Annotated in this window: 17 protein-coding genes; 11 read left to right on the plus strand and 6 right to left on the minus strand. The window is 57.9% G+C overall.

Translation table 11 applies throughout. From position 1 onward, the window contains the following. Positions 1–35: 35 nt before the first annotated feature. On the minus strand, positions 36–2276 hold the full coding sequence (locus tag ACRZ96_RS18825) for a xanthine dehydrogenase family protein molybdopterin-binding subunit (RefSeq protein WP_480814930.1): 2241 nt from the start codon (positions 2274–2276) through the stop codon (positions 36–38). Positions 2277–2279: 3 nt separating this feature from the next. After that, a complete protein-coding gene (locus ACRZ96_RS18830) occupies positions 2280–2744 on the minus strand; it encodes a (2Fe-2S)-binding protein (protein WP_170585975.1) in 465 nt (154 codons plus the stop codon). 98 nt (positions 2745–2842) lie between these two features. Between ACRZ96_RS18830 and ACRZ96_RS18835 the strand changes: the two genes are divergently transcribed. After that, positions 2843–3421, plus strand: coding sequence for a TetR/AcrR family transcriptional regulator (locus ACRZ96_RS18835; RefSeq protein WP_480814931.1), 579 nt, complete (start codon positions 2843–2845; stop codon positions 3419–3421). On the opposite strand, the gene kynU is transcribed toward ACRZ96_RS18835, so the two are convergent. Beyond that, positions 3414–4607: a kynureninase gene (kynU, locus tag ACRZ96_RS18840; RefSeq protein ID WP_480814932.1), complete on the minus strand. Its 1194-nt coding sequence runs from the start codon at positions 4605–4607 to the stop codon at positions 3414–3416. The two genes, ACRZ96_RS18835 and kynU, sit on opposite strands and share 8 nt — an antisense overlap. Positions 4608–4803: 196 nt before the next feature. Here kynU and ACRZ96_RS18845 point away from each other — a divergent pair, with 196 nt between their 5' ends. The 6 genes from ACRZ96_RS18845 (at position 4804) to ACRZ96_RS18870 (ending at position 11532) form a co-directional block, all read left to right on the plus strand. Further along, positions 4804–5253: a methyltransferase family protein gene (locus ACRZ96_RS18845; protein ID WP_480705472.1), complete on the plus strand. Its 450-nt coding sequence runs from the start codon at positions 4804–4806 to the stop codon at positions 5251–5253. Positions 5254–5385: 132 nt separating this feature from the next. Beyond that, positions 5386–6957, plus strand: coding sequence for a Re/Si-specific NAD(P)(+) transhydrogenase subunit alpha (locus ACRZ96_RS18850; protein ID WP_170424155.1), 1572 nt, complete (start codon positions 5386–5388; stop codon positions 6955–6957). Positions 6958–6970: 13 nt separating this feature from the next. Continuing rightward, a complete protein-coding gene (locus tag ACRZ96_RS18855; protein ID WP_170397117.1) occupies positions 6971–8425 on the plus strand; it encodes an NAD(P)(+) transhydrogenase (Re/Si-specific) subunit beta in 1455 nt (484 codons plus the stop codon). Between the two features lie 159 nt (positions 8426–8584). Beyond that, on the plus strand, positions 8585–8941 hold the full coding sequence (locus ACRZ96_RS18860; protein WP_480771611.1) for a VOC family protein: 357 nt from the start codon (positions 8585–8587) through the stop codon (positions 8939–8941). A 107-nt stretch (positions 8942–9048) separates the two neighbouring features. Beyond that, complete coding sequence (locus tag ACRZ96_RS18865; RefSeq protein ID WP_170404096.1) at positions 9049–10326, plus strand: DUF3422 family protein; 1278 nt, start codon at positions 9049–9051, stop codon at positions 10324–10326. A gap of 69 nt (positions 10327–10395) precedes the next feature. Continuing rightward, entirely contained in the window at positions 10396–11532 is a 1137-nt protein-coding gene (locus tag ACRZ96_RS18870) for an MFS transporter (RefSeq protein WP_170397111.1), read from the plus strand. 6 nt (positions 11533–11538) lie between these two features. Here ACRZ96_RS18870 and ACRZ96_RS18875 read toward each other — a convergent pair whose 3' ends face one another. The 3 genes from ACRZ96_RS18875 to ACRZ96_RS18885 all read right to left on the minus strand — a co-directional run bounded on the left by ACRZ96_RS18875 (position 11539) and on the right by ACRZ96_RS18885 (position 15320). Next, positions 11539–12519: an ABC transporter permease gene (locus tag ACRZ96_RS18875; RefSeq protein WP_170397109.1), complete on the minus strand. Its 981-nt coding sequence runs from the start codon at positions 12517–12519 to the stop codon at positions 11539–11541. Beyond that, positions 12512–13519: an ABC transporter permease gene (locus ACRZ96_RS18880; RefSeq protein WP_170397107.1), complete on the minus strand. Its 1008-nt coding sequence runs from the start codon at positions 13517–13519 to the stop codon at positions 12512–12514. Before ACRZ96_RS18880 ends, ACRZ96_RS18875 begins: the two co-directional genes overlap by 8 nt. 94 nt (positions 13520–13613) lie before the next feature. Beyond that, on the minus strand, positions 13614–15320 hold the full coding sequence (locus ACRZ96_RS18885; RefSeq protein ID WP_170397105.1) for a peptide ABC transporter substrate-binding protein: 1707 nt from the start codon (positions 15318–15320) through the stop codon (positions 13614–13616). Between the two features lie 285 nt (positions 15321–15605). On the opposite strand from ACRZ96_RS18885, the gene ACRZ96_RS18890 reads away from it, so the two are divergent. Genes ACRZ96_RS18890 through ACRZ96_RS18905 form a run of 4 tightly spaced genes read left to right on the plus strand, consistent with a single transcriptional unit; the run spans position 15606 to position 20965 of the window. Beyond that, positions 15606–17426, plus strand: a complete 1821-nt coding sequence (locus tag ACRZ96_RS18890) for an ABC transporter ATP-binding protein (RefSeq protein ID WP_170511247.1) — start codon at positions 15606–15608, stop codon at positions 17424–17426. Between the two features lie 5 nt (positions 17427–17431). Beyond that, positions 17432–18598, plus strand: coding sequence for an acetylornithine deacetylase (gene argE / locus ACRZ96_RS18895; protein WP_480771610.1), 1167 nt, complete (start codon positions 17432–17434; stop codon positions 18596–18598). 22 nt (positions 18599–18620) lie between these two features. Then, positions 18621–19787 carry a M20 aminoacylase family protein gene (locus ACRZ96_RS18900; RefSeq protein WP_480771609.1) on the plus strand — a complete coding sequence of 389 codons (1167 nt, stop codon included), beginning with the start codon at positions 18621–18623 and terminating at the stop codon, positions 19785–19787. 14 nt (positions 19788–19801) lie between these two features. Next, complete coding sequence (locus tag ACRZ96_RS18905; RefSeq protein WP_480771608.1) at positions 19802–20965, plus strand: M20 aminoacylase family protein; 1164 nt, start codon at positions 19802–19804, stop codon at positions 20963–20965. The last annotated feature ends 12 nt before the right edge of the window (positions 20966–20977 follow it).

Below are 20977 nucleotides of genomic sequence, written 5' to 3' on the forward strand. Positions count from 1 at the left end.
GAGCGCCGACCCTTAGCCGGGTCGGCGCAAATTGATCATACGAGCAAGTCGAACTGCTTGTTCAGCGGCAAGCTGCGCGCGCGTTGGCCGGTCAGGTCGAACAGCGCGTTGCCCAAAGCGGGCATCGACGGCGGTGTCCCCGGTTCACCGACACCGCCCAGATGTTTGTTGGTCTCGAGCATCCGGACTTCCGTGATCGGTGTGCTTTGCATCCTTAACGCATCATAATCCGGGAAATTATACTGTTCGACCTCACCATCGGCAAAGGTGATCTCTTCTTGAACGGCGGCAGACAATCCGTAGATCATGCCGCCGATCATCTGCGCCTCGACCGTCGCCGGATCCAAAGCCAAGCCGACATCGCAGGCGATCCAGGCCTTGTTGATGCGGATGGTGCCGTCTTCGTCCACCACTTCGATGACCTGTGCGACAGGGGTGCCAAAGCTGTAGGCCATTGCCACGCCACGTCCGACACCATCGGGGGTTTTGCCGGTCCAGCCTGACATCTCTTTCACGGCCTCCAGGCACCCCGCAGCCGGGGCGAACTCGGACCTTGCCAACTCCAGCCGGAACTCCAGCGGGTCGCGCCCGGCGGCATGGGCCATTTCATCCAGGAAGGTCTCGTGGAAGAAGGCATTGTGGCTGTTGCCGACCGAGCGCCAGAAACCAACCGGTACAGCCAAATCGGCAACGTGACCACTCATTCTGTAGTTCGGCACCGCGTAGGGCTGGTTGAAAAAGCCTTCGACCAGAACCTTGTCGGGGCCGCCGCCAGAGAAACCCGTCACACGTTCGACCGCTTGGTGGGTCGGGGATTGCGAAGCAACCTTACCGTCGATCAGAACGGCCTTGCCATCCTTCACTGCCCCCCGCATGCGCGCCATCGCGCCGGGGCGGTAGAAATCGTGACGCATATCCTCTTCGCGGCTCCACGTCGTTTGCACAGGGGTGCCTGGAATGGCCATGGCGACCTTTGTGGCGATCTCGCCGAAATCCAACTCGCCCCGGCGGCCGAAACCGCCGCCCAGATAGGTGGTGTGAATCTCAACCGCTTCGGTATCTAGACCGGCGGTGTTGGCTGCGCGGATCTGGATCAGGGTCGGGGCCTGATTGCCGCACCACAGGTCCAGCTTGTTACTGGTATAGAGCGCCGTGGCGTTCATCGGTTCCATTGTGGCGTGGGCCAGATAGGGCACGGTATATTCTGCCGTAATCTCGGTGGCACCTTCAGGAAGCGTTTCGACATCGCCTTCATCGCGCATGGTCGAGTTCGGGGCGTCATCAAACGCCTTGGCAATTTGCGCGAATACCGCATCAGTATCGGGCGGATAGGGGGCATCGCCCCAATCCACGTCAATCGCCTCGACCGCCTGCATGGCAAGCCAAGTGTTGTTGGCAATCACCGCGACGCCCGTGCCCAGATCGACGATCTTTTCAACGCCGGGCATGGCTTCTGCAGCACTGGCGTCAAAGCCGTTCATTGCCCCGCCCAGCTTGGGGTTCATGCGGACCGAGGCGAATTTCAGGCCCTCGGGGCGCACGTCGATGCCAAAGGTGGCGGTGCCGGTGGATTTGCCCGGAATGTCGACGCGGGGCAGGGATTTGCCGATCAAACGCCATTCGGACGGATCGCGCAGAGTGACTTCGGGCGGTTCGATCTGGCCTGCGGCCTCGGCCAATTCGCTATAGGGAATGCGCGTGCCATCCGGGGCAACCACAGCACCATTTTCGGTCATGAGTTGATCGCGATCGACCCCCAGTTGGTCCGCGGCAGCCTGCTTCAAGGTTTCTCGCGCAGTAGCGCCGGCCATCCGCATCCGTTCGAACCCGTCTTTCATCGAGGTTGAGCCGCCGGTAACCTGCAGGCTTAACGTTTTGCCCAGAACACCCAGTGCCTCACCCAGATTGTGCTGGAAATCCGAGATGTCATAGCCCTTGCCTGGCAGGCTTTCCCCCATAAGAGCATGGTTGTAATAGGCGGCAGCAGCAGGTCCGTGCAGCACACGGATTTCGTCCAGCTCAACATCCAGCTCCTCGGCGATCAGTGCTGCCCAGGTGGTCATAACGCCCTGACCCATTTCAGCGCGGGGGGCGAACAGGGTCACGCCCTGCTGGTCGATCAGAACAAAGGGGCTAAGCGCGGTTTCCCCGTCACGCGGTTTCAGCGGGTTCGCAGCTGGACGCGTGACGTAGTAGGCACCGAAGGCCACTCCACCTACGATGGCGGCAGATCCGATCAGGAATGTGCGGCGAACGATTTTACCGATACGTCCCATGGCTCAAGCCTCCTTCAGCTTGGATGCGGCGTCGTGGATGGCGGCGCGGATGCGAGGATAGGTGCCGCAGCGGCACAGGTTGCCCTGCATGGCGTCGTCGATATCAGCATCCGTTGGGGCCGGGTTTTCGGCTAGAAGGGCTGCGGCCTGCATAATCTGGCCCGACTGGCAATAGCCGCATTGGGCCACCTGGTGATCAACCCAGGCCTTCTGGATCGTGGCCATGGCGTCTGGCGTGCCAAGCCCCTCGATTGTGGTCACATCGCCCCAAACATCCGAAAGCGCCACCTGACAGGACCGCACGGCTTCGCCATCGATATGAACGGTGCAGGCGCCACAGGCGGCCACGCCGCAACCGAACTTGGTGCCGGTCAGTCCAACCTCATCTCGCAACACCCACAGAAGGGGTACATCATCAGGCAGATCAACCTGATGGGTCTTTCCGTTGATCTTTAGGGCCGTCGCCATGGCGCACCTCTCTTAGCTTTGGTTGGTTTCTGACATATTTAATGGAAAGTGTCAGCTTGTCAATTGACAAAATAAACAAGAAGTGTCAAAGGTGCTTCATGACGAGTGTTAGTGAAGATTCCAAGACTGCGGCCATTCTGAAATCGGCTTTTCAGGCCTTTGCGACCTATGGGTTTCGGAAAACTTCGATGGATGACATTGCCAAAGGGGCGGGGATGTCCCGACCTGCGGTCTATCTTCATTTCAAGAATAAAGAGGCCATCGTTCGCGAACTGACGCAGTTCTATTATGGCGAGAAAGTCACCCTGGTCGCTGAAGCACTGGCCAACGAAGGCGCTTTGCCTGAGATCCTCGCGCAGGCGATCGAGGCGCAATCCAGCGGGATGGCCGAAATCTTGGCATCACCCCATGGGCTTGAAATGCTGGACGCGACCAAATCCATGTCGACGGACATCGTTCAGGAGGGTGAGGCCAAACTGACTCGTCTTTATGCGGATTGGTTGCGGCGCGAGGATGCGGCGGGTCGCGCGCATTTGCCTGTCGGCCCGGATGAGGCCGCGAAGACAATCACCACATCGCTGAAGGGCATCAAAATGACGGCCTCCAGCGCTGAAGAGTTTGAGCAGGGCGTTTCGCAATTGGCCACGCTTTTGGGTGCGGCGCTTGAAATCAGGTAACGCGCTGTCGGATCTTGTATTCCGGCTTGTCCCACAATTTGTTGGTGATGATATCAGCCAGAATTTCGGCGGCCTGTTCTACATCACCTTCATCGACATATAGAGGCGTGAAGCCAAAGCGCATGATATCGGGGGCTCGGAAATCACCGATTACGCCACGCGCGATCAGGGCCTGCATGGCGGCATACCCTTCCTCGAAGTGAAACGAGACCTGACTGCCGCGCTGGGCGGGATTGCGGGGGCTGGCCAGAGTCAATCCGGGGCAGGTGGATTCGACGCGCGCGATGAACAATTCGGTCAATTCGATGGACTTGTCGCGCACATCCACCATGTCAGCCATATCCCAGATATCCATCGCCGCTGACAAAGCCGCCATCTGGATGACCGGAGGTGTGCCGACCCGCATCCGCTCAATCCCTGCGCCGGGACGATAGTCGAGATCGAAGGCAAAGGGGGCTTCATGCCCCAACCAGCCCGAAAGTGCCGGGCGAACGCGATTCGACAGGCGCGGAGCGACATAGACGAACGCGGGCGCGCCTGGACCGCCATTGAGGTACTTATACGTGCAGCCAACGGCGAAATCCGCGTTGCAACCGGACAGATCGACCGGGATTGCCCCCGCAGAATGGGCAAGGTCCCAGACGGTCACGACACCTTTGGCATGCGCCAGTTCGGTCAATGCCTTCATGTCGTGCATACGGCCCGAGCGGTAGTCGACCTCGGTCAGCATTAGAACGGCGACCTCTTCGGTGATATGTGCAGCGACGTTTTCGGGATCGACCACGCGCAGTTCGTAATCCGGCCCCAGCGATCGCAGCAACCCGTCTGCCATGTAAAGATCAGAAGGAAAGTTGCCATTGTCCGACAAGACCACCTTGCGGGTCGGGTTCAGCTCCAGCGCTGAGGCGACCGCCTGATACACCTTGATCGACAGAGTATCGCCCACCACAACGCTGCCGGGTTCGGCCCCGATCAGCCGTCCGATCCGATCCCCCAGGCCGGTCGGCATACCCATCCACCCGGCTTTGTTCCAGCCGGTGATCAGCAACTGACCCCATTCGTCCTTCATCATGCTTCCGACACGGTCACCGGCTGATTTCGGCAACGGGCCCAGAGAGTTACCGTCGAGATAAAGAACACCCTCGGGCAGGTGAAACATGGATTTGGTTTTGGCGAAATCGGTCATGGCGAGGCTTTGTCTTTCTGAAACAGTCAGGTTGTAACTGGCTATCTGATACCGTTGTGTCTGTCTATTGGTGCGGGTTGTCCAGCGCCCTGGGTCGATGCGACACCCTGCGCTTTTGCCAATGCGGTCAGAAAACGATAGGAGAGCGATCAGAAGCGACATCTGCCACCATGTGTCGCCGCGTGAAGGGACAGCCATGCGCCTGATCGACATACCACCTGTTTGGCTTGTGGGCTTTGCCTTGCTCGCCTGGGTCCAGGCCCGCGTGTTGCCGCTGGGGTTGTCTCTGGATGGGGCGGTGACAGATCTGCTCAGCGGCATACTAATCGGTGGCGGTATCATTCTGGCCGTGATGGCGGTAATCGAGTTCCGCCGGCACAAAACCACGGTCTTTCCGCACGAAACACCCTCGACCATGGTGCAGACCGGGATTTATAAGCGCTGCCGCAATCCAATCTATGTGGGTGATGTGTTGATCCTGACCGGGCTGATCCTGCGTTTTGACGCGGTGTTGTCGCTGGTGCTGATCCCGGTTTTTGTCTGGGTGCTGGAACGCCGCTTTATCATACCCGAGGAAGACCGTCTGCGCCGCACATTCCGCGCCGATTTCGCCCGGTATGAACGCAAGACCAGACGATGGATATAAGGGTGTGGTCATCATGACACAGCGTCATAATTGCTGCGCTTGCGAAATAATCTTGCGCAGGATACATGTCTGCTTGTCATTCTATGCTGAACACCCACCTGGCCTGAATCAAAAATTAGGGGGAACCGACTGGTGAAAATTGGGACGCCAAAGGAAACGTACAAGGGCGAGAACCGGGTCGCGATGACTCCGGACTCGGCTGTGCAGTTGCAGAAACTGGGCTATGAGTGCCTGATCGAAAAGGGCGCAGGCGCTGCTGCGGGGTTTTCGGACGCCGCTTATGAAGCCGCAGGCGTTGAGGTCATGAAGACCGCTGCCTCGCTTTGGAAGGCTGCGGATATCATTGCCAAGGTGCGTCAGCCCGATGCCACCGAGCTGAAGCGTCTGACCAAGAACAAGACCCTGATTTCATTCTTTAATCCGGCTGGGAATGAAGACGGGATGGAGGCCGCCAAATCCAAGGGCGCGACCGTGATCGCGATGGAGATGGTCCCGCGTATCTCGCGCGCGCAGAAGATGGACGCGCTGTCTTCGATGGCCAATATCGCCGGGTACCGTGCTGTGATCGAGGCAGGCAACAACTTTGGCCGTTTCTTCACAGGTCAGGTGACGGCGGCTGGTAAGGTGCCACCTGCCAAGGTGCTGATCGTCGGTGCCGGTGTGGCCGGACTGGCCGCGATTGGGACCTCGACCTCGCTGGGTGCGATCACCTATGCGTTCGACGTGCGCCCCGAAGTGGCCGAGCAGGTCGAATCCATGGGGGCTGAGTTCGTCTATCTGGATTTTGAGGAAGAACAGCAGGACGGTGCATCGACTGGTGGCTACGCATCGGTCCAGTCGGAAGAATTCCGCAACGCCCAGCTTGCCAAGTTCCGGGAACTGGCACCCGAGATGGACATCGTCATCACCACGGCGCTGATCCCCAACCGTGAGGCACCTGAGCTTTGGACCAAAGATATGGTCGAAAGCATGAAGCCGGGTTCGGTCATCGTTGACCTTGCAGCGGAAAAGGGCGGTAACTGTAAACTGACGGTGCCGGATGAGAAGATCGTGACCGACAATGGCGTGACCATTATCGGCTATACCGACTTCCCCAGCCGGATGGCGGCGCAGTCATCGTCTCTGTACGCGACCAATATCCGTCACATGATGGCTGACCTGACACCCGAGAAGGACGGCAAGGTCAATCACGACATGGAAGATGACGTGATCCGTGGCGCGACCGTGACCCATGAGGGCGAGATCACCTTCCCGCCACCTCCGCCCAAGGTGCAGGCGATTGCGGCACAGCCTAAGGCCGAGGTCAAGGAACTGACACCGGAAGAGAAAAGGGCGCAGGAAATCGCGGCCTTCAAAGCGCAGACCAAGCAACAGTTCACGTTGCTGGGCGTCGGCGGTGCGTTGATGTTGCTGGTGGGGTTGATCGCTCCGGCCAGCTTCATGCAGCATTTCATCGTCTTTGTGCTGGCGATCTTTGTGGGCTTCCAGGTGATCTGGAATGTCAGCCATAGCTTGCACACACCACTGATGGCGATCACCAACGCGATCTCTTCGATCATTATCGTTGGAGCCTTGATGCAGATCGGATCGGGGTCGTTCCTGGTCATTCTGCTGGCGGCGCTGTCAGTCTTCATGGCCGGAATCAACATCTTCGGCGGCTTCCTCGTAACCCGGCGCATGCTCGCCATGTTCCAGAAATCTTAAGGAGGCCGGGCACATGGAATTTGGCTTCACTACTGCCGCCTATGTCGTTGCGGCTGTCCTTTTCATCCTGTCTCTGGGTGGATTGTCGAACCAGGAAAGCGCCAAGAGGGCGGTCTGGTATGGCATTGTTGGTATGGCGCTCGCGGTTTTTGCGACGCTGGTTGGTCCGGGTTCAGGCCTGTGGCTGCTGTCGTTGCTGCTGATCGCGGGCGGTGGTCTGATCGGTCAGTACGTGGCGCAGCGCGTCCAGATGACCGAGATGCCACAGCTTGTGGCCGCGATGCATTCGCTGGTGGGTCTCGCGGCTGTGTTCGTGGGATTCAATGCCCATTTCGAGATCGGCAATGTGGCGCAAGTCATGGCGATTGCTGACAGCGCGTCTCAGGCGGACCTGTCCGATCTGGGGGCGTTCGCCAAGCTGATCGCCAAGAAGACCGCGGCCGAACTGGCGATCCTGCATGTTGAGCTGTTCCTCGGTATCTTCATCGGTGCGATCACCTTTACTGGATCGGTCGTGGCTTATGGCAAGTTGGCGGGCAAGGTGACCTCGGCAGCGACCAAGCTTCCGGGCGGTCATGCTCTGAACGCGGGTGCGGCTGCTTTGTCGTTCATCTGCCTGATCTGGTACACCAATTCGGGCGGTTTCTTCCCGCTGTTCCTGATGACGCTGGCAGCGCTGTTCATCGGCTATCACCTGATCATGGGCATCGGCGGGGCCGACATGCCGGTGGTTGTGTCGATGCTGAACAGCTATTCGGGTTGGGCGGCTGCGGCCATCGGCTTCTCGCTAGGCAACGACCTGCTGATCGTGGTTGGTGCATTGGTGGGCTCGTCTGGTGCGATCCTGTCCTACATCATGTGTAAGGCGATGAACCGTCACTTTGTCAGCGTAATTCTAGGCGGCTTTGGTGGCCCGCAGGGCGAACAGATGGCTGTTGAGGGTGAACAGATCGCCATCGAGGCAGATGGTGTCGCGGCGGCGCTGAATGATGCAGATAGTATCGTCATCATTCCCGGCTATGGCATGGCCGTGGCGCAGGCGCAGCAATCGGTGTCCGAGCTGGTTCGCAAGCTGCGCGCCAAGGGCAAGAACGTGCGCTTTGCGATCCACCCCGTTGCCGGTCGTCTGCCGGGCCACATGAACGTGCTGCTGGCCGAGGCGAAGGTGCCGTATGACATTGTTCTTGAGATGGACGAGATCAACGACGACTTCCCGGATACGGATGTGGCCATCGTGATTGGCTCGAACGATATCGTGAACCCTGCGGCGCAGGAAGACCCGAACAGCCCCATCGCCGGGATGCCGGTGTTGGAATGCTGGAAAGCCAAGCAGGTGTTTGTGTCCAAGCGTGGTCAGGGCACCGGCTATTCGGGCATCGAGAACCCGCTGTTCTTCAAGGAGAACACCCGCATGTTCTATGGCGACGCCAAGGCTTCGCTCGACAAGCTGTTGCCCATGATCGATTGATCAGAAGGGACAATCTGATTGCAAAGGGCGCCTGAGGGCGCCCTTTTCTTTTGTGATGAGATGGGGGCTTGCCTCCAACCCCCTCAAGGTTTTTTAGCCATATGAAGCAAGCGGGCTGTGTTAAACTTGGCGAGTGTTCGGGATAGTCGGAGGCAGACCATGCAGAAGGTAAATGGAATTGGCGGGATATTCTTTCGGGCCCGTGATCCGCAGGCGTTGAGTGCCTGGTATGAGAAGCATTTGGGCGTCAATCACTACGATCCTGTGCCCTGGAAGCAGCGGGAAGGATATACGGTGTTCGCACCCTTTGCGCAGGACACCGAGTATTTCGGCCGCTCCGAGCAGCAATGGATGATCAATTTTCGTGTCGATGACCTGAGCGCGTTGATCGTCCAATTAAAGATCGCCGGAATCACCGTCGAGACGAACCCGGAGTGGGACAGCGAGGTCGGGAAATTCGCCCGCATCCACGATCCTGAAGGCAATCCCATCGAGCTATGGGAGCCGAATCAATAAGATAGCGGGATTGTATACCGTTGTATCCTTGTAAGTAATTGAAATAAATAAACAATTGATGCTGTGTCGGTCTGCCTTATAGTGCCGGTGATACACCGGAGCCTTACATGACGCCCATAGACAATCATCCGCTTCGCTATACGCTGGCCAATGAACTGCATGCACGCCCATTTCCGGTTGCACCCTTGCCCAGCACGGTTGTGTTTCTGGCGATCAAGAAGCCCAAAGAAGCGGTTACGCGCGATCGTGGCGAGGATATGGCCCACCTGATCAATCTGCTGGATCGCCACGGCGCGCAGCACCCTCAGCCAGAAGCCACTCACTACGCGGGTCAAATCGGGCGTCATTGGCTGAAATGGGAACAACATACCGAGTTTGTGACCTATACCGCGATCACTCCGAACGTCAGTGAACGTGCATTCAATCCGGCAGACTTTGAGGTGTTTCCGCCAGATTGGTTGATGGCGAGCCCGGGGCAGCGCGTGACATCGGCCTTAATTCGCGTCGTCGAGTACGAGGGAGATGAGGCGGCAAAGGCTTCGCTGGCTCAGTGGTTCGAGCCGGAAAGCCTAGCAGTGGCGCGGGTGCTGGATGATGCCGCTATCTGCGCTTGTGATTTCCGAATTGATCCGGCAGGCCATATGCGCCTTGCGATGTTTGTCAAGAAAGGCACCGGGCGGCGTCGGACCGGGCGGATCGTTCAGCGACTGTGCGAGATTGAGACCTACAAGGCAATGTCGATGCTGGGATTTGCGAGGGTCAAGCAATTGATGCCGCGCATCGGCGAACTGGATGGTCAATTGACCCGCCTGATGGGGCAGATGTCCGACGAAACAGCCCACCCGGACGAATTGTTGCCGGATCTTCTGTCTACCTCGATCGAGCTTGAGACACTTTCGGCACGGTGTTCTTTTCGGTTCGGCGCCACGGGTGCCTATGAGGCGATTGTCAATCAGCGCATCGAGGTGTTGCGTGAACAAAGATTCAATGGACGTCAGAGTTTTGCCGATTTCATGATGCGTCGTTATGACCCCGCGATGCGGACGGTGAAATCAACCGAGCGCCGTTTGCAGGCCTTGTCCGACAGAGCTATTCGCGCCGGCGACCTGTTGCGTACCCGTGTCGATGTCGAACGCAGCGCTCAAAATCAGGCTCTGCTGGAAAGCATGGACCGGCGTGCTGATCTGGCCCTTAGATTGCAGCACACAGTCGAGGGATTATCTGTGGTGGCGATCAGCTACTATGCGGTGTCTCTGGTCAGCTACTTGCTCTACCCACTGACGCAGGCCGGGATTAGCAAAGGGATGCTGACGGCAATTGTGACCGTGCCTGTCATCCTTGCCGTTTGGTTCGGGGTGCGCCAGATCCGGAAGCGAATTGAATAAGCGGTCTATGCCGGGCGACGAATGATCTGTAGAACGGGTGGCGTTTGGCAGATTTTATGAGGATTCCCTGTGATCGGTATTGTTGCGGCGTGGCGGGCTGTGGCCGCCATGTTTATCCTGAACGGTGCGCTGTTCGGCATCTGGGCATCGCGCATACCTGCGGTTCGGGACAGGCTGGATCTGACGCACGAGGCGCTAGGGCTTGGTTTGCTGTTCATGGCTGCAGGGGCCGTGTGTTCGTTTCCGATCACAGGCCGTTTGACCGACAAGTTTGGGGCAGTGGCGATCACGCGGGTTATCGCGGTTCTCTATACCTTTTCCCTGATTCTTTTGGCTCTCGCCGGCGGGTTCTGGTCGCTTGCGGCGTTTCTGTTTGTGTTCGGAGCTTTCCATGGCTCGATGGATGTTGCGATGAACGCCTGGGCGGCAGAGGTCGAACAGGCCTATGACAAACCGGTCATGTCGTCCTTTCACGCGATGTGGAGCCTTGGAGCCGGGCTGGGGGCGCTCAGCGGATACGGTGCCGTACAGATGGGGCTGTCGGTGTTGCAACATTTTCTGCTAGCGGGTGGCGTTGTCGTCGCGCTTGCGCTTGTTTTGTCTTGGGTACGCTGGACTTCGAAACGATCGGCTTCGAAACCTGGATCGGTGTTCGCTTTGCCGTCGGGCGCCCTAATCCTTGTGGGTTTCACAGCGCTGTGCGGCGCTTTGGGCGAGGGGGCTGTTGCGGATTGGAGCGCGATTTTCCTGCGTGACGTTACCGGTGCGGCTGAGAGTATCGCGGCGTTAGGCTATGCGGTCTTCTCGGTCACGATGGTTGCGTTCCGGCTTGCGGGCGGGGTGGTGATCGCGCGTTTCGGGCCTGTTGCAACAGCACGATTTGGCGGCGTTTGCGCCGCGCTGGGCGTGTTTGGCGTGGTATCGGCGGGAGGGGCAGGATTGGCTTTGGCAGGTTTTGCTCTGATGGGAGTGGGCTATGCGGTAATCATGCCTCTGGCCTTTAGCCGCGCGGCCAACGACCCGCATGTCCCGCCCGGACAGGCGATCGCAAGCGTCGCGACTTTGGGATACGGAGGTTTATTGATTGGGCCGCCTCTGATCGGATTTCTGGCCGAGTTGATGACGCTGAGATTTGCCTTTGCAGTTCTTTTACCGCTGGCCGTTCTGATCATCGTATTGGCCGGCGCGCTGAAGCGCGCCGACTAAGTTCGCTTAACGTCCGCGAATACGTGGATCCAGCGCATCGCGCAGGCCGTCACCCAGATAATTTACACTGAGGACGGTAAGTGAGATCGCCAGTCCGGGCCAGAACACGCGCTCGGGGTATTGCTGCAGATAGTCGACGCCATCGAAGAGCAGCCGACCCCATGTCGGGAAGTCCGGCGGAAATCCGAGGCCGAGGAAGGAAAGCGCGCTTTCGGTGATGATCGCAGTTGCAATCCCCAGCGTGGCCGACACCATGATCGGAGACAGAACATTCGGCAGGATGTGCCGGGTGATGATCTGGCCATTGCTGGTGCCGATGGACCGGGCGGCCAGAACGAACTCACGCTCTTTGATCGCCAGCACATCGCCGCGCACGATCCGCGCTGTGGGCATCCATGAGGTGATGCCGATGGCGCAGACGATCAGGATGAAGATTCCACGCTCTAACCCGAAGGCGGCAGATAGCGGCTCGCGGAAGAGCAGCATCATGACCAGCAGCAGCGGTAGCAACGGCAAGGCCAAGAACAGATCCGTCAGGCGCATCAGTGGGCCATCCAGCCGTTTGAAGAACCCGGCCAGAACACCGATGAACGAGCCCAGAAACAGCGCCAACAGCATCGCGGTGATGCCGACTGACACCGATGTCTGACCGCCTGACATCATGCGAGCTAGGATGTCGCGGCCCAACTGGTCGGTGCCAAAGGGATGCGCCCAACTGGGGCCCTGATTGCGCGAACGGATGTCGATCTGAGTGGGGTCGATGCTCCATAAGTATGGGCCCAGATAGACGCCTGCGACGATGAAGATGAACAGAATCGCTCCGATCATCGCGCCTTTGTGGGTCTTGAACTGATCCCAGACATCGCGCCATTGGCTCCGCGGTGGGGTGGCCAGTTCTTCCATCACATCGGTGGTTGGCAGCGCTGTCGAGGCGGGCGCAAGCCCTTCGTCCGGGACCAGTGTATCGGTACGATCATGATCAGTCATAACGAATCCTCGGGTCCAGAATGCCATAGAGAACGTCGGCGATCAGATTGAACAGGACGATCAGCACGGCAAAGATGAAGGTCAGGGTTTGGACCATCGGCAAGTCATTGGCCTGAATAGCCCCGATCAGCAACTGGCCAATGCCGTTCACTTTGAACACCTGCTCGGTAATGATCGCTCCGCCGAAGATGGCCGGAATACCCAGCGCGATAACGGTGACCACAGGGATCATCGAGTTGCGCAGGACGTGGACCATGACGACCGTGTATTCGCTGAGGCCCTTGGCGCGGGCGGTGCGGACATAATCCTGATTAAGGTTGTCCAGCATCGAGGCGCGCATGAATCGGCTGAGCTGTGCGGTGATCTGCAGAGCCAGAACCATGACCGGCATGATCATCTGTTTCAGCTGTACAACAAAGCTGTCCCAGCTATTGACCACATGGGTAGTGTCATAGATCGACGGGAACCACCCAAGCTGGACTGAGAAGATCACGATCACCAATACGCCCGAGAAGAACGGCGGTACCGAGAAGCCGACCATCGACACGAATGTGCCCATTTGGTCGAACCAGGAATACTGCCGGTAAGCCGAATAGATACCGATGGGCAGAGCGATCAGGATGGCGACCACATAAGCGGTGCCAACAACCCACAGGGTCTGCGGGATGCGCTGAACGACGATGTCCATGACGGGTGAGCGGGTCTGCCACGAAATCACGCGCAGGTCACCTTCGGAGAAGGTTGTACCAAAGATCGAGTCGACCAGAACCTGCGGTTCGATCCAGAAGAACTGCACGATCCATTTCCAGAACCGGATATGCATCGGCTGACCGAGGCCCAGTGCTTCGCGCATCTTCTCTTTGACTTCGGGGGGGACGGTAAGTGGAACCTGCGCCATCGGATCGCCGGGTGCGAGTTCGAGGAGCAGGAAGATGACGAGGCTGATGAACAGTAGCGTGGGAACGGCCAGCACCAGTCGTCTGATGGTAAAGTTGAGCATTAAGAGGCGCCTTTATATGCGTCTTCTTGTTGGAGTGGTCTGCAAATGACCGCGCCCCGATATGGGTCGGGGCGCGGTTTTGCAAGATTAACGCTTAGGAACCGGTCTTGCGGTACCAGTCCGCAATGTTCCACAGCTCGCTGTCCCAAACGTTCAGGACAACGCCACCCAGCGTGTTGGCGTGTGCCGACAGACGACCACGGTGCACCAGCGGGATCATTCCGCCATTTTCAACCATGATGTCGTTCAGCTGACGCGCGATCTGCGCGCGCTCATCCGCACCTGCGGTTTCGGCCAGTTTGCCATGCAGCTTGTCGAACTCTTCGTTGCAGAAACGGCTGATGTTCTCGCCCTGCCACTGGCTTTCAGGCTTGGGTGCCTTGTCGCACAGGCCGTTGCCCAGATAGGACTGCGGGTCAGTGCCGTTGAAGGTGTTGGCATACATTTCAACGTCGGCATAGAACTTCTGGAAGGTGTCAGGCGAACCCGGATCACCACCAAAGAAGACCGAAGCATTGATGTTGCGCAGCTCAGTTTCGATACCGATTTGGCTCCACCATTCTTTGATCAGCGCCTGGAAGTCCTGGCGAACTGCGTTGGTCGATGTCTGATAGACAATCTTCAGCGGTACACCGTCTTTTTCACGGATGCCATCGCCATCGGAATCTACGATACCCGCGTCATCCAGAAGCTTCTTGGCACCTTCGATATCTTGAGTATCGCAGCTGAATGTGTCGGAATTCACCGCGGCAGGCGCAGGTACCCAGTTGCAGGTAACCTTACCGGCCTGACCGTAGCCGATTTCAACCAGCAGCGGCCGGTCGATGGCCAGCGACATGGCCTTGTAAACAGCAGGGTCCTGCAGGAACGGGTGCGGATGCGTTGCAGTCGAACGCTCGCCCTCCGGCAGATCTGGCGACGGGTTGGTCTGGTTCAGCATGATGCGTTCCACCAGCGGGCCGAAGCCTGCGACCGGAGTACCTTTGCCGCCTTCCTGCATCTGCGCGATCACTTCAGGCGCAAGCTGCAAGTTCCAGGCATAGTCAAATTCGCCGGTTTCCATGACCGCACGACCAGCAGCAGTTGCATCGCCACCGCCTTTGAATGTTACCGTTGCGAACGCAGGCTTTGCCGGGTCACGGTAGTTATCATTGGCCTTGAAAGTGATCACGTCATTCGGCTTGAATTCGGTGACAACAAATGGGCCTGTGCCGATCGGGTTAAAGTTCTGCTCGGTGCATTCGGGCGCTTTGGCTCCCATGCAATCCGCGAACTGTGCCGCCTGGATGATCGGGCTCTCACCACCCACGAACGGGCCGTAAGGGAACGGGGTCGGCGCATCGAATGTGACTTTGACGGTCAGATCATCGACAGCCTCGACATTGGTGACACCTTCAAATTTGGTCACCTGAGCACAACCGCCTTCTGGGTCCATGCAATAGTTTGCAGTGAACACAACATCAGCGGAGGTGAATGGCGTGCCGTCTGACCAGGTGATTCCCGGCGCGATTTTCCAAGTGATCGAGGTCAGGTCTTCGCTGACGCCACCATTTGCAACTGTCGGAATTTCGGATGCCAGGAACGGAACCATTTCGCCATCTTGATTGTACCGGGCGAGCGGCTCAATCACTAGCGACGCGGATTCCACATCCTTGGTGCCACCCGAAAGGAACGGGTTCAGGATCGATGGGGCTTGCCAGTAAATGATGCTGACATTGCCGTCCGATCCACGCTCGGCCATGGCCATCGGGGCCATTGCCGTGCTTGCAATCGCACCAAGCAAAAGGGTTTTGATTTTCATCATACACTCCATGTTGGACACATACGTGTCTCGATTATCTCCGCGATGCCCGCGGGTTAGGCGTGGCCGTCAAAAGGGATAAGGATTTGGAATCAAACGGAAACGATTGTATCGCCTTCGTGTATTCAGACCTCTCCCCAGAACGGTTACGCGGCGTATCGAAACAGAGTTTTGGAAAATTGCAAGCCTTGCCTTGCGAAATTTGACCTATCGGTTTGACTTTTCACATCTGCCCGCCTTAGCGTTTGGCACCCAATCCGAAAAGCCGCCAAGGGGAGAGCGCGCGTGCTGGATCAGCCAATTGCCCAGATCAAAAAACTGCGGGTCGAATTTCAAACTAAAGATGGCCCGGTGGTGGGCGTCGAGGACGTCTCGTTCGAGGTTAACCCAGGCGAAACCGTCTGTATCGTGGGCGAATCGGGGTCGGGCAAATCAGTCTCATCTCTATCGCTGATGCGCTTGGTCGAGTTCGGCGGCGGTGAAATTGCTGGCGGACAACTGCTTTTCGATCGCCGCGGCGGCGAGGAAATGGATCTGTCCCACGCCGATCAAGATCTGATGAAGCAGATTCGCGGAAATGAGATCGGAATGATCTTTCAGGAGCCGATGACGGCCTTGAACCCGGTTTTCACCGTCGGACGGCAGCTCACCGAAGGATTGCGAATCCACAAGGACATGAACAAAGCGCAGGCCGAAGAGCGCGCGCTGGAACTATTGCGTCAGGTGCGCATCCCCGAGCCCGAGCGACGTTTAAAGCAATATCCGCATGAACTGTCCGGTGGCATGCGCCAGCGTGTGGTGATCGCCATGGCCATGGCGTGTGAGCCTCGCCTGCTGATTGCGGACGAGCCCACCACCGCGCTGGATGTGACCATCCAGGCCGAGATTCTGGCGCTGATGGACCGCCTCAAGCGCGAGACCGGAACGGCAGTAATGTTTATCACCCATGACATGGCTGTGGTCGCGCAGATGGCGGACCGCGTGGTGGTTATGTTCCGCGGCAACAAGGTCGAGGAAGGCACCGTCAAAGAAATCTTCGAAAACCCGCAGCACGATTACACCAAGGCGTTGCTGGCGGCGGTTCCGAAATTGGGCGAGATGCAGGGCAAAGCCGCGCCCGAGCCAATGAAACTGCTGGGTGAGGAAGGCCAGAAGATCGCTCCGATCCCGGGTACGAACGAAGTGTTGCTGACGGTCAAGAACCTGACCACGCGATTTGCGGTGAAAGGCGGATTGCTGCGCCGGACCATCTCGAACGTGCATGCAGTCGAAGATGTCTCGTTCACGCTGAACCGGGGGCAAACACTCAGCCTCGTTGGCGAATCTGGGTGTGGCAAGTCGTCGGCAGGGCGCTCGATCCTGCGGTTGGTGGAGCCGATGGCGGGTGAGGTTGATCTGGACGGTGTCGACATCATGAAGCTGGACCAGGCCGGCCTGCGCAAAGCGCGGCTGGACATGCAGATGATCTTTCAGGATCCGTTCGCCTCGCTGAACCCTCAGATGCAGTTGGTTGATCAGGTCGCTGAACCGATGCGGAACTATGGGGTTGCCTCGGGGTCAGAACTGCAGGACCGGGTAGCGCAACTGTTCGACAAGGTGCAACTGCCGCGCAGCTTCATGCGCCGCTTCCCGCATGAGATGTCGGGTGGTCAGCGGCAACGGATTGCGATTGCGCGAGCACTGGCGCTGAATCCCAAGCTAATCATCGCGGATGAGGCCGTTTCGGCGCTGGACGTCTCGGTTCAGGCGCAGGTGCTGAACCTGATGATGGAGCTGCAATCGGAACTTGGCCTAAGCTATCTGTTCATCAGCCATGACATGGCGGTGGTCGAAAGGGTCAGTCACCATGTCGGTGTGATGTATCTGGGCCGCATTGTCGAACTGGGTCCGCGTGCTCGGGTGTTTGAGAACCCACAGCACCCTTATACGCAGGCGCTGATGAAGGCGGTACCAATTGCCGACCCGAACAAGCGCAAGTCGGAAAAAGACCTGAACTTCAAACCTATTCCGTCCCCGATTCATCCCATCGGCTACAAGCCAGAACCATCTGAATACAATGAGGTCGAGCCGGGTCATTTCATTCTGACCACTGACAGCGGATATTGACCCTCATGGTTGAACGCTTGACGCCGTTAGAAATCATGACCCGGCTGATTTCGTTCCCGACAGTCAGCCGCGACACGAACCTGCCTCTGGTGGATTGGGTCGAAGACTATCTAACAAGTCATGGGATCGAACCACATCGCTGGCCTGATCCGGATCAGCCTCACAAGGCGGCACTATTTGCGCATGTCGGTCCGTGGGAAGAAGGTGCAATCGTCTTGTCGGGGCATACGGATGTCGTGCCCATCGATGGTCAGCCCTGGGATACCGATCCTTTCGTTGTGACCGAGAAAGACGGCAAATACTTCGGTCGCGGTACTTGCGACATGAAGGGCTTCGACGCTCTGGCGATTTGGGCTTTGGTCGAGGCACATCATTCAGGTATCAAACGTCCGCTTCAACTGGCGCTGAGCTTTGATGAAGAGGTCGGATGCACCGGCGCGCCGCCGATGATCGCCCACATGCAGGAGGATCTGCCCAAAGGATCAGCCGTGATTGTGGGCGAGCCGTCGATGATGCAGGCCGTCACCGGCCATAAAGGCGGGTTTGGCTTTGACACGCATGTGGTGGGGTTCGAAGTTCACAGCTCAATCATGCACACAGGCGTCAATGCGATCATGGAGGCCGCGCCGCTGATCAATTGGGCCAATGATCGGAACGCCGAGAATATGGCGACGCAACCTTCAGACATTGCGTCAGTGTTCGATCCGCCTTGGACTACCTGCCATGTTGGTATGATCGAAGGCGGGACCGCGCATAACATCACCGCCAAGGATTGCCGGTTCATGATGGATTTTCGCACCGTTCCGGATGATGAAAAGGCGGTCTGGCAGAAAGCCTATTTTGATAAGGTTCGAGAAGTCGAGGCCCAAATGCAAGCGGTACATCCGGAAGCCCGGATCGAGCTATCCGAGCATTTCTCGATCCCCGGTCTTGTGCCTGAAGAAGATGGCGAGGCCGAGACGCTGGTGCGCGCGCTCACCGGTGACAATGCGACACATGTGGTAAGCTATGGCACTGAGGCGGGGCAGTTTCAGGAAGCCGGTTATTCCGCTGTTATCTGCGGCCCCGGTGATATCGCGCAGGCCCATCAGCCGAATGAGTTCATTACGATTTCTCAATTCAACGCAGGTCAAAAATTTATGGAGCGTCTGGTAAAGAGGCTCTGCGAATAACATCTCAAAGGAGAGGTTAGAGATGCCCGTCAAGAACCGGCTCGCCGAAATGCATGGCGAGATCACCAAATGGCGCCGTCACCTGCATATGTATCCCGAGCTGATGTATGATGTGGAGGAAACGGCAGGGTTTGTGGTCGACCGCCTGAAAGACTTCGGTGTGGATGAGATCACGCCCGGCATCGGCAAGACTGGCGTGGTTGCCGTGATCAAGGGACGTCAGGATACGCTAGGCCGTGTTATCGGGCTGCGTGCCGACATGGATGCGCTGCCCATAGAAGAGGCGACGGGGCTGGACTATGCTTCGACGGTTTCTGGTAAGATGCATGCCTGTGGTCATGACGGTCATACCTCGATGCTGTTGGGCGCGGCGCAGTATCTGGCCGAGACGAGGAATTTTGACGGTACCGTTGTGTTGATTTTCCAGCCTGCCGAAGAAGGCGGGGCGGGTGGTCTGGCCATGTGTCAGGACGGGCTGATGGAGCGCTGGGGTATTCAGGAAGTCTATGGCATGCACAACATGCCGGGAATGCCGGTTGGTGAGTTTGCCATTCGACCAGGCGCATTGCTGGCTTCTTCGGATGAATTCGAAATTGTTGTAACGGGTAAAGGCGGTCATGCTGCCGCCCCGCATGAGGCGGTAGATACAACGCTGATTGCGTCGCACATTGTTGTAGCTTTGCAATCAGTGGTGTCGCGTACCGTGGACCCTATCAAAAGGGTGGTGCTGACCGTCGGGACTTTTGAAACCGATAGTGTGGCTTCGAATGTGATTGCCCATACGGTGCGGTTGCGGGGAACTGTTCGTACACTTGACCCAGAATATCGAAAGGTCGCTGAAGAACGCGTGCGCCGGATCGCCGAAGACACTGCCTCGGCCTTTGGAGCTTCGGCTAAGATGACGTGGACACCGGGCTATCCGGTGACGGTGAATTCGGACGATGAAACCATCTATGCTGCTGAGGCCGCGCAGGCCGTAGCAGGCAAGGTCAATGACAGCACCGATCCAATCATGCCGTCAGAAGATTTTGCTTACATGCTTGAAGAACGGCCCGGAGCCTACATCTTTATCGGAAACGGGGACACGGCCATGTGCCATCACCCGGAATACAACTTCGACGACGACGCCATTCCCGCCGGTTGCAGCTGGTTTGCCGAGCTGGTGGAACGACGATTACCCGTCGCCTGATTTGGGAGGATCAGATGCCAATCAAGAACCGACTTGCCGAAATGCACGAAGAAATCACCGGTTGGCGGCGGGATATTCATCAACACCCTGAGATCCTCTATGACACCCACCGCACCAGCGCCTTGGTGGCTGAAAAGCTGAAAGAGTTCGGTTGCGATGAGGTTGTGACGGGCATTGGCCGCACCGGTGTCGTTGGCGTCATCAAGGGCAAGACCGACACGCAGGGTCGTGTGATCGGCCTGCGTGCCGATATGGACGCGCTGCCGATGCAGGAGCAGACGGGCCTTGATTATGCCTCGAAAACCGATGGCGCCATGCATGCCTGTGGCCATGATGGCCATACGGCGATGGTGTTGGGCGCGGCGAAATACTTGTCTGAGACGCGGAACTTCGACGGCACAGCCATTGTGATTTTCCAACCAGCGGAAGAAGGCGGCAATGGGGCCGAGGCGATGTGCAAAGACGGTCTGATGGATCGGTTCGGCATTCAGGAAGTCTATGCCATGCACAATGTGCCAGGTGTGCCGACGGGGCGGTTTGCGATCCGGTCTGGCCCGCTGCTGGCGGCTGCGGATGAGTTCGACATTCATCTGGAAGGTCGAGGCGGCCACGCGGCGAAACCGCATGAAACAATTGATACTACAGTGATGTTGTCGCAACTGATCGTGGCACTTCAGACCATCGTGTCGCGTAACGCGGACCCTATTTTACAGGCGGTTCTGTCTGTGACTTCGGTCGAGACCTCATCCAAAGCGTTCAATGTGATCCCTCAATCGGCGCAGGTGCGCGGTACTGTACGAACGCATTCGAATGAAATGCGCGACCTGATCGAGACGCGGCTAAGCGAGGTGGCTGAGGGTATTGCTGAAACCTTCGGTGGCACTGTCAAAGTCTCATACACGCGTGGAGTTCCGGTGACGATCAACGCCGAAGAACAGACGGAATTTGCCGCTGAGGCCGCCATTTCCGTAGGTGGCAGCTGTGATGAGGCGCCGATGGTGATGGGGGGCGAGGATTTCTCGTTCATGCTGGAAGAACGCCCCGGGGCCTTCATCGTGCTGGGCAATGGCGACAGCGCCGGGCTGCACCACCCTGAATACAATTTCAACGATGAGATCATCCCGATGGGATGCTCATGGTTTGCCGAAATGGTCGAGCGCCGGATGCCGGCGGCTTGAATTAGGAGAGAG

The sequence above is a fragment of the Ruegeria sp. CF1 genome (genome assembly GCF_056537445.1).